The organism is Methylocucumis oryzae (assembly GCF_000963695.1).
GTDB classification, from domain to species: domain Bacteria; phylum Pseudomonadota; class Gammaproteobacteria; order Methylococcales; family Methylomonadaceae; genus Methylovulum; species Methylovulum oryzae.
The window spans coordinates 1-10,093 of sequence record NZ_LAJX01000245.1; the positions used below are offsets into that span (position 1 = coordinate 1).

Genomic DNA, 10,093 nt, shown 5'->3' on the forward strand with positions numbered 1-10,093 from the left:
GCAACTGCTCCTGCGCTGCCCTACTACACGCCATCCCTGGCGTTATCAGAGTGAAGGACGCCGTAAATACGTCCCTGTAGATTTGGCGGCAGCATCCCTGCTGCCGACACCTGCTCTCTGAATGCCCTGTCCCGGCTTAAGTGGGTAGCCTAAGTTGCGCTATGCACACCTTTTTCATTAATTTTTTATGATGTTAAAAGGTGCGCACAGCGCGCCCTACCTACCTAAAAATCGAATGCGACCGTTTCAAATCTATCTTTTATGCCAGTTGGCCATTTTTATAATCACTCATAGCTTGCTCGATTTCCTCGCGCGTGTTCATCACAAATGGCCCATATTGCACCACAGGTTCCCGTAATGGCCGACCTGCCAGTAACAGAAAACGTGCTGACTGGTCGGTGGTGCGAACGACAATTTGCTCGCCATTGGATAATACACCTGCCGTGTGTACTTCTAATATGCGATGCTGTTCAGCCATACCTATCGCAACAGTGCCTTCATAGGGATAAATAAACGCATTATGAGCCTCGGCAATGGTTTGCGAAAACCCACTCTGCGCCGGTAACCGAACGTCCAGAAACAACGGTTCAGTACTTAAACTTTGAATCGGACCATAAACTTTACTGCCGCCAATGTCTGCACAACCGGCAATCACTTTAATGTCACCACCGTCTGGTAAAACATGCAACGGAATCTGTTCGGGCTGAATATCTTGATAATGCGCGGGCTTCATTTTTTCTTTGGCTGGTAAATTAATCCACAATTGAAAGCCGCGCATACGTCCACTTTCCTGCTGTGGCATTTCAGAATGAATAATACCGCGTCCTGCTGTCATCCATTGCGCGCCGCCGCTTTTAAGATTGCCTTTATTCCCCAAATGGTCTTCGTGCAGCATGTGACCCTCTAACATATAAGTCACTGTTTCAAAGCCTCGATGCGGATGACTGGGAAAACCAGCGATATAGTCATCAGGATTAGCGGAACAAAATTCATCAAGCATTAAAAAGGGGTCGACGCGCAAAGTCTGGTTTTGTCCTAAACTGCGCAAAAGCTTCACGCCACCACCGTCAGACATAGCGATTGCAGGAATGAATTGTTGAAGTGTTCTAGTGTTCATATAAACTCCTTATCGTTCTATGGTGGCAATCTGCCAGCGTTATACATTCGGCCAGCGGCGCGGTTATGCTCAATGCCCTATTCTTTAATAGCCTCAACCGGAATAGTTACGGTCACTTCATCACTGACAAACGGGGCATATTTCCCCATATTAAAATCCGTGCGTTTAAGCAGAGTCGTTGCATTCGCGCCGCAAGCATTTTTCATCAATATCGGATTAGGCATGCACTGAAATGATGTCACCGTCAACGTAACAGGTTTACTAATACCTTTTAGCGTTAGCGTGCCTTCGACACTTACCAGCGTATCACGTTGGAAATTCAGCTTGTTTGACGTGAACGTCATCGTCGGATAGTGTGCAGTGTCGAGAAAATCGACGCCTTGTATATGCTCATTAAACAAAGCTGACCCGGTACTAACCGAGGTAGCATCAATATTTACGTCAACCGAGCCGGTATGCGCTTCACGATCCAACACGATTTTGCCTGTAGTTTTATCAAATCGGCTAAGCTGAGTGGAATAACCCATGTGGTTGTAAGAAAAGCGCGGTAACGTATGGGTATTATCAATAATATAACTTTCCGGTGCAGCCAAAACAGTAGTAGAAAATAAAGCGGCTAGTGATAATAGAATAGAAGATTTCATGGTTAAAACTCCTTTGGTTAAATAAAAAATGGCTTGTGTGTTATGAAATATTATTCCGTAGATCGGGTTAGCGGTAGCGTAACCCGACAACGTTGGAACGATATGGGCGTTATTTAATACGTTAATTGTTCGATAAAAAAGTATAATAATTGCCTAATAATGATTAGTTTATTGGATAGATTCTGTGCATCCTCATATTACTCTGGATCAATGGCGTGCTCTGATTGAAGTCGTCGATACCGGTGGTTATGCCCAAGCCGCTGAAAAACTCAATAAAAGCCAATCAGCGGTAACCTACGCTGTACAAAAAATTGAAACCTTACTCGGCGTTAAAGCTTTTGAGATTCAAGGACGTAAAGCCGTATTAACAGACACTGGGCACATGCTATACCGGCGCGCGTTAGCGTTAGTCAGCGAGGCTACTGAGCTAGAACAAGCCGCGCATAAGCTGTCTTCAGGTTGGGATGCCACGATAACGTTAGCTGTCGAAATCTTGTTTCCATCGAATCGATTATTGGCTTGCTTGAATCGTTTTAGCCTAGAACATCCTAATACTCGTATTGAGTTGATAGAATCGGTGTTAGGTGGTACGGCCGATGCACTGCTGGGCGGACACGTTGATTTGGCTATATCCCCGGTAGTGCCATCAGGATTTTTAGGCAACCTACTCTGTCGAGTCAAAATAATAGCCGTCGCACGGTATGACCATCCCATACACCAACAACAGCAAACATTAACCTATCGGGATTTACGCAATTATCGCCATATCGTGGTGCGCGATTCCGGTAGCAAACGAAATCAAAAAACGTTAACTGTAGAAGTCAATCAACGCTGGACAGTCAGCCACATTGGCACATCGATTGAAGCGGTATCAAACGGCTATGGCTTTGCCTGGTTACCTGAAGAACAAATTCAGAATGAATTAGCGACTGGATTATTAAAGCCATTGCCGTTGCAAGAAGGTGTGATTCGTGAAACCGCCCTCTATCTGATTGTAACTCGCGCAGATTTTGCGGGACCCGGTGTAAAGCGATTGGCTGAGTTGTTAACAGCAGCATCAAGTTAATTAAAATCAGGCTACACACTTAAGACGGGACAGGGCGTTTAGGGCGACATAAAACCGCTCATCGCCAACTGCTCCTGCGTTGCCCTGCTAAATGCCATCCCTGACGTTATACGTTGTGAATGACCTGTCTCTAATAAAATTAGTAGCCACTTCTTAGACATAACCCTACCACCTTGCTAACGCACAGTGCTTTTAGCCTAAGATTCAAGTACACTGGGTTTCACTTCCCTCAATGAGCATCGAGCATGAAACAATTAACCCCAGAAGGCTATAACCTTATTAACCAGCTTGCACAAACGTTACGGCTTAAGCCGTGATGCGGTCATGGAGTTGTTTATCGCGGTGACAAATGGTAATGGCGGCATGGCGCAATTTAATCACCCCGATTTAGGTGGCATGGGACAATGGATGTCGGGTGGCATGATTATGGTTGGCGATATGTTTAATCATGGTTTAAAGCAAACGATTGACCAGCTTTGTTATGAAATAGCCAATATCATCGCAAGTCGTTCTGATCTTTGGCAAGCGCCACCGCCCGTTACACATTCTGGATTTAATTCAACGGCGGCTTACAATTGGTGGCCTGATGGCTTACAAAACCCGACCAGCACAGGTTCGCAAAACCAAATGCGTTATGCCTACTTCGCCGCAATTAATCGACTGGCAATAGAAAACAATGGACATGTCACGTTATATGACACGCTGAATCATCAAATTGGTGGTTTTTCGCAACAACAATCAGGCACGGGTTCAATCAGCTTTACTAGTCAATATGGCGTGGTCGATGTCAACAGTCTGCCGATTATTTCCATCGATAACCAGCCTTTCAGCCCAGCACAACCCACTGTAATACCCGAACAAGAGCAAGACAGCGACATTTTTGCCACGCTAGAAAAATTAGCCTCATTAAAAGCTAAAGGCATTATCAGCGAAGATGAGTTTAACCGTAAAAAAGCTGAGTTATTAGCTAGATTGTAAAATGAAGAATCTTGTTTTTGCTTTGTTTATGCTAGTCACGCTATGGCAATTAGCCGATCAAGTTAAAAAACACGTCATCGATAACAAAGCGGGCGCACTGAGCAGCGGCTTGGGGTTGTTATCCGCGCAAAAACCTGAGCTAATCGCAGGCGGGCTGGTCTTACACGCCGATAGACAAGGCCACTTTAGAGGCACGGTGCTAATTAACGATATAGCCATGCCTTTCATGATAGACACTGGCGCTACCCACACCGTTATTCCTGTCGCATTAGCTAAACAAGCCGGTTTACCGATAGGACAGCTAGGCAGTAGCCAAACAGCCAATGGCACTGCCGTCATCATGTCTACTGATATTGCCAGTCTTAAACTAGGCGACGCAGAACTAAAAAATTTACCGGCTTCGGTCAGTTTTAGTTTAGATGAAGTCTTAATCGGTATGAACACACTGAAGTGGTTTAATATCGTCGTGCAAAATAACACAATGATATTAACGTTAACCGATACCGCTTCGGTTACCCCTGTGACAAAGCATCAAAATCAAGCCAACTTCGTCCCACAACCTCCCCCTAAGCACGCTAGAGATTGGCGTAAAACCCTTGTTTGTGAGAATTCAAGCCCCTGCAAAACAATTTATACGAAATGAGTTTGCCGACATTAGGTCACGTTTAGTTATAATTCGCGGGCGTGAATCAACAATCACCCAAATAACAATAAAACTAACCAGGAGTCACTTATGAAACTTATCACAGCGATTATTAAACCATTTAAAATGGATGATGTAAGAGAAGCCTTATCTGAAATTGGTGTGGCCGGTGTCACGTCAACAGAAGTCAAAGGCTTTGGCCGACAAAAAAGGTCATACCGAGCTTTACCGTGGTGCTGAATATGTCGTTGATTTTTTACCTAAAGTTAAATTAGAAATCGCCGTTTCCGACGATATTTTAGAACAAGCCATTGATGCTATTATCAAATCCGCCAATACCGGTAAAATTGGCGACGGTAAAATCTTTGTCACCAGTTTAGACCAAGTGATACGCATTAGAACCGGAGAAACCGGCGAAGACGCTATTTAAGCTAAGGTATAGACAATGACAGGAAAGCTAAAAATAAGCCTATTAATAGGCTTTTTCTTATTACCTACTATCGTATTGGCTGACGGCATTAACCAAGCCAACACGGTTTGGGTACTAAGCGCAACCGCTTGGGTGTTGTTTATGACTATTCCAGGCTTGTCGCTGTTTTATGCCGGCTTAGTACGCTCTAAAAACGTGTTATCGGTATTTATGCAATGTTTTGCGATTACTTGCTTAGTGTCGATTTTATGGTTAGCTGGGGGTTATAGCTTAGCATTTTCCGATGGAGGTCAAGCACAAGCGTTTATCGGCGGTATTAGCAAGGCGTTTCTGCCAACCCTGACCACAGAGTCATTAACCGGCGATATTCCAGAAGCTGTGTATTTTATGTTTCAAATGACCTTCGCCATTATCAGCCCGGCGCTGATTATTGGTGCGTTTGCTGAACGCATGAAATTCTCATCCATGTTGTGGTTTAGTGGCTTATGGCTAATTTTGGTCTACATACCGTGTGTCATTGGCTGTGGGGTGGTGGTTGGCTAGCAAAACTAGGCGCTATGGATTTTGCTGGCGGGATTGTGATTCACGTTAATGCCGGTGTTGCAGCGCTAGTGTCAGCTTTAGTCATGGGCAATCGTAAAGGTTTCCCTACCACGGCGATGCCACCCCATAACATGACGATGGTCGTCACAGGTGCAGGCATGTTATGGGTAGGCTGGTTTGGCTTTAACGCCGGTAGCGCATTAACGGCTGACGGTCATGCCGGTATGACGATGTTAGTGACGCATATCGGTGCAGCATCAGGTTCTTTAATGTGGATGATTATTGAATGGCGCCGCTTTGGCAAACCTAGTGTGTTAGGTATTGTTACCGGTATGGTGGCAGGTTTAGGTACCATTACGCCCGCATCCGGTTATGTCGGCCCATTAGGCGGATTAGTGATAGGAGCAACAGCAGGCTGTATTTGTTTTTATGCTACGCAATATGTTAAACGTACGTTGAAAATCGACGACTCGTTAGATGTGTTCCCGGTGCACGGTATCGGGGGGATTACCGGCTCGTTGTTAACCGGCGTATTTGCTGCTAAAAGTTTAGGCGGTTTAGGGCTTGCAGATGGCGTTAGTGTGATTCATCAAGTTAGCGTACAAGCTTTAGCGATTGTCGTGACCATTATTTGGAGCGCCGGCATGAGTTTATTAATCCTAAAAGTCTTAGAAAATCGCTTAGGCTTACGCGTCAGCGCTGATGAAGAAGTTCAAGGCCTAGATGTCGTATTGCACGAAGAAACAGGCTATGTGGATTTATAAGCCACGTTGACTACGCTGAGGGATTATGAAAATTAAGCATGGCACTATTAAACGCTTAGCGATTAAAAGCTTAACCACATGCTTAATTGGCTTAGTAGTCGTTTTGACAAGTTTAGCGGTGTTTTTTGTCACGCTACCCTGGTGGTTAAAAACTCATTGGCATGACCTAGCACAGCAACAACTCAAAATAGACTCATCGCTTAGCGACTTTCAAATTCATTATTTCCCATTGTCATTAAGCGTTACTGGAGTAACGCTTAATGACACAGAGCACAAGCCCATAATCCAATTAGAGGAATTAACCCTAGCCTTAGATATTCGCGCTGGCCTGGCTAAACGCGCGTTAGTGATTGAACAGGTTAAGCTCAACAAACCACAGATTTTTTTTAAGCAAAGCCAAAAACGGCGTGCTCAATATCGATAGCCTACTACCAGCTGACAATAAAACGGATACTCAAGACAGTAACATTGATTTCCCACTCACTATTAACAAGCTGCTGCTCAGTAATGGACAGTTAACCTGGCGTGATGAACGCTTAGACAAAGATAATAGCGAAACCCTAGACCCCATTAATATCACCGTCTCTGATTTCACACTCGCTGACCAATCCAATACTAAACTGCGCTTAGACGCGGCAACGTCATCGGGTATTAAGCTAGCCTGGATCGGCTCGCTGTCATTATTGCCGCTAAAATCTACGGGGCATTTAGACCTTAACGGCTTACCGCTACATCATGCCATGTTAAAAGCCTTGCATGAACAACCGCTGCAAGCTGAGCTTGATTTAGCCTTAGACTACCAACTACAGTACGCAGACCAACAGTTAAAACTAAACATGTCCAATACTGTGCTAAGCGCACGGCATTTGCAATACGTTAGCCCTGATTGGTTAGCTCAACTAGACGCGATGCGCTTAACTACCGATTTAACGGTTGATTATGCACCTAACCATTGGCAAATCAGCACCAAAAAAACCACTGTACATAACCAAACACTGAATTTAGCCTTAAACAAATTACAACTCGCAGCTAACGAATTAGACTTAACCAGCGAACTGCAACTATCACCGGCTAAGTCTGGCTTAAATGCTGTGATAAAAGCCGATATAACGGGCAAACAACTACAATTAAACGATAAGCAAACTGAACTGATTAGCCTTCCCGACTTAAGCATTAACGGTATTGCGCTAAACTTAAATAATCACACCGTCAACGCAAAACGTTTAACCCTAGAAGGTAGCACGATTAAAGCCTGGCTAAATGAAAACGGCTTACTCAATTATCAACAGCTGTTACATTCCGATAACACCGCACCTTCTGGCAAAACCGAACATTCATCTGCAACTAACTGGTCTTATCAAATCAACGAAATAAACGTTAAACAAGCCACGCTGCAGTTTGAAAATAAGCAATTCACTAAACCGCATAGCCTGATATTAACGCCTATCAATTTATCGCTGAATCAATTCAGCTCAGATTTTCACAACAAATTGCCAATAAAACTAAGCGCAGGATTAAAATCAGGTGGTTTACTTGCGGTACACGGCGATGTACGGCTTAGTCCATTAGCCGCTACTATTGAGTTAAACTTAAAAGACTTAGACTTAGCGCATTTTCAAACCTACTACGACCAGTTTATTCACTTAGACGTCATAGACGGTTTGTTATCGATTAACGGTAAGCTAGCGCTTGCTAACGACTCTCGTTTTACTATGCACTTTACCGGTCGCACCGACATTGTCGATTTTTTAACCCGTGACCAAATCGTGCATAAAGACTTTATCAAATGGCAGCAATTAAGCCTTAGCGAGTTAAGCCTGGCTTATCCTGAACAACGCTATACGGCAAATGCGTTAACGATAAATCAACCCTATATCCGCGCCACGATACGCAAAGATAAAACCACTAACTTTTCTGGCTTATTGCTACCCCAAACAAAGCCGCCTGCCACAACTGAAGTAAAAACGCCCAACCCCACCACGCCGGTTCAATTCAACTTAACCAAGCTGGCGATTGTCGATGGCTCGTCTGACTTTACCGATTTATCGTTAATTTTGCCATTTTCTGCTCATGTGCAAGGACTAAATGGCGGCGCCCAAGGTATTTCATCCGAACAAAAAGCTGTATTTAATATCAAGCTAGCCGGTAATGCTTATGATTTAGCGCCTGTTGACTTAACAGGCAAAATTAGCCCTTATATTGGTAATTACGATGTAAAAATTAACTTCAAGGGCTTGCCTATGCCGCTAGTCTCACCTTACATGGTGCAATTCGCTGGCTATAAAGTCGAAAAAGGTAAAATGTCGTTAGCACTTGACTATAAAGTCGCTAATAAAAAACTAACGGCAAGCAATAATTTGCTGATAGACCAATTTGAATTAGGCGAAAAAATCGACAATCCTGACGCCGTATCGATACCGATTAAGCTAGCCGTCGCATTACTGAAAGATTCTAATGGCAGAATTAAATTCGACGTCCCCATCACCGGCAGCTTAGAAGACCCTAAATTCAATATCGGCGCGATTATCACCGATGCTGTTGTCAATGCCCTAGGAAAAATCGTCGCTTCGCCGTTTAACGCCTTAGCATCGTTATTAGGCGATGACAAACAATTCAGTCATGTAATGTTTAAACCGGGCAGTGCTGACTTATCAGCCGATGAGCAAAAAAAACTATTAGAACTATCTAAAGCACTAACTGAGCGGCCTGAACTCAGTCTTGAAATCAAAGGCACAACATATCAGCAACAAGATTGGCCAGCGATTAGCGATGACGCCTTATACGACCAATTGAAAATCCGTAGAGCCGATGAGCTAAACCAAAAAAATCAAATTAAAATCCGCCCAGAATATGTCGAATTAACCCAAACCGACTACCAGCGCTTATTAACCTCGATGTACCAAGAAAAAATTCCCGCTCTTAGCCGAAAAATCCGACGCCCCTACCCCCGACATTAAAATAAATCCGACGATTAGTTTTTTCGACATTGCCAAACAAAAGCTACTCCAAATTATCAACCCAGAACAACAACGCCTAAAAGACTTAGCGGCTGCACGCGCCCAAGCCATTGCGAAATTCATCGTCAAACAAGGGGGTATAGCGCAAGAACGGGTATATATCCTAGACCCTGCGGTACAAAATACTACTAGTGATGCTGGCTTAACCAGCGTATTGGCGTTAACTAGCGAGTAAAATAACTTTTACGTTCAAAAACACGACCAACAAGCCATTACCAAAACTTAGGGCTGAACTTGTCATCATTACGAATCCATATAGCATCACCGTTTTGCGCTAACACAAACAAGCCTTGGCGGTAAGCGTGTTTAGCCACTTCGTCAGGTACTACCATGCCAGCGACGGCACCCATTAAGTTTAAATTATGGTAATGAGAAAAAAGGTGTTTAAACTTATCCAATCGTACTAAGTGCGCATTAACATCTTCGATAGACAACCGGCTTTTACATTCCACAGCAATCGCTTGTTGCTGATTAATGACCAGCAAATCGATTTCTATCGCGTCGTCATCGTTAAACGCTTCAATATTGCGCATCACCTGATGCACTTCAATTCCACGTTCACGAAACAACCGTACCACGGCGGGTCTAACCATTTCCTGTACGAACTCACCTAACCGGTTACCCAAATCGCCTAATTTTTTTATTCGTTTCCTTGAATAAGCGATTAGTTTCTTTTTGGCTAGCAAACAAATCGTTAGCGAGTTCTTTATATATACGATCCGTTTCTTGAAATTTACGATCTGTCTCTTGAAATTGACGACTTGTTTCTTGAAATTGGCGATTTGTTTCTTGAAATAGTCGCCAAATGTCATCGAGCGTAGGTTGTGTAATGTTCATATGCTTACCTAAAAAATAAAATATCGTTAGCAAAATAATTTTAACCCGCCACCC

The 10,093-nt window shown here is 43.8% G+C and carries 8 protein-coding genes and 3 pseudogenes; 7 read left to right on the forward strand and 4 right to left on the reverse strand.

Going from position 1 to position 10,093, the window contains the following annotated elements; genetic code table 11:
• Nucleotides 1–259: 259 nt before the first annotated feature.
• Together VZ94_RS18890 and VZ94_RS18895 are read right to left on the reverse strand one after the other, a co-directional pair.
• Nucleotides 260–1,117, reverse strand: coding sequence for a pirin family protein (locus VZ94_RS18890; protein ID WP_045780421.1), 858 nt, complete (start codon nt 1,115–1,117; stop codon nt 260–262).
• A gap of 77 nt (nt 1,118–1,194) precedes the next feature.
• The gene (locus VZ94_RS18895) at nt 1,195–1,761 is read right to left on the reverse strand and encodes a YceI family protein (protein ID WP_045780422.1); all 567 of its coding nucleotides are present in this window, start codon (nt 1,759–1,761) and stop codon (nt 1,195–1,197) included.
• 184 nt (nt 1,762–1,945) lie between these two features.
• Between VZ94_RS18895 and VZ94_RS18900 the strand changes: the two genes are divergently transcribed.
• From VZ94_RS18900 to VZ94_RS18930, 7 genes and pseudogenes are all read left to right on the forward strand, one after another.
• Nucleotides 1,946–2,827: a LysR family transcriptional regulator gene (locus VZ94_RS18900; RefSeq protein ID WP_045780423.1), complete on the forward strand. Its 882-nt coding sequence runs from the start codon at nt 1,946–1,948 to the stop codon at nt 2,825–2,827.
• Nucleotides 2,828–3,115: 288 nt separating this feature from the next.
• A complete protein-coding gene (locus VZ94_RS18905; RefSeq protein ID WP_239650086.1) occupies nt 3,116–3,805 on the forward strand; it encodes an SHOCT domain-containing protein in 690 nt (229 codons plus the stop codon).
• 1 nt (nt 3,806) lies between these two features.
• The gene (locus VZ94_RS23735) at nt 3,807–4,448 is read left to right on the forward strand and encodes a retropepsin-like aspartic protease family protein (RefSeq protein ID WP_052700750.1); all 642 of its coding nucleotides are present in this window, start codon (nt 3,807–3,809) and stop codon (nt 4,446–4,448) included.
• Between the two features lie 90 nt (nt 4,449–4,538).
• A pseudogene (gene glnK, locus VZ94_RS18915) lies at nt 4,539–4,878 on the forward strand (P-II family nitrogen regulator).
• 141 nt (nt 4,879–5,019) lie between these two features.
• Nucleotides 5,020–6,185 (forward strand): annotated as a pseudogene (locus tag VZ94_RS18920) (ammonium transporter).
• Nucleotides 6,186–6,210: 25 nt separating this feature from the next.
• Nucleotides 6,211–6,609, forward strand: coding sequence for a DUF748 domain-containing protein (locus VZ94_RS18925; RefSeq protein WP_045780424.1), 399 nt, complete (start codon nt 6,211–6,213; stop codon nt 6,607–6,609).
• Nucleotides 6,593–9,142, forward strand: a complete 2,550-nt coding sequence (locus VZ94_RS18930) for a DUF748 domain-containing protein (protein ID WP_052700751.1) — start codon at nt 6,593–6,595, stop codon at nt 9,140–9,142. The genes VZ94_RS18925 and VZ94_RS18930 overlap by 17 nt, the downstream gene beginning before the upstream one ends.
• Before the next feature lie 272 nt (nt 9,143–9,414).
• On the opposite strand, the gene VZ94_RS18935 is transcribed toward VZ94_RS18930, so the two are convergent.
• Nucleotides 9,415–9,828 carry a hypothetical protein gene (locus VZ94_RS18935; RefSeq protein ID WP_239650087.1) on the reverse strand — a complete coding sequence of 138 codons (414 nt, stop codon included), beginning with the start codon at nt 9,826–9,828 and terminating at the stop codon, nt 9,415–9,417.
• Nucleotides 9,821–10,093: pseudogene (locus VZ94_RS29725) on the reverse strand (hypothetical protein); the annotation flags it as partial. The gene VZ94_RS18935 and the pseudogene VZ94_RS29725, both read right to left, overlap by 8 nt.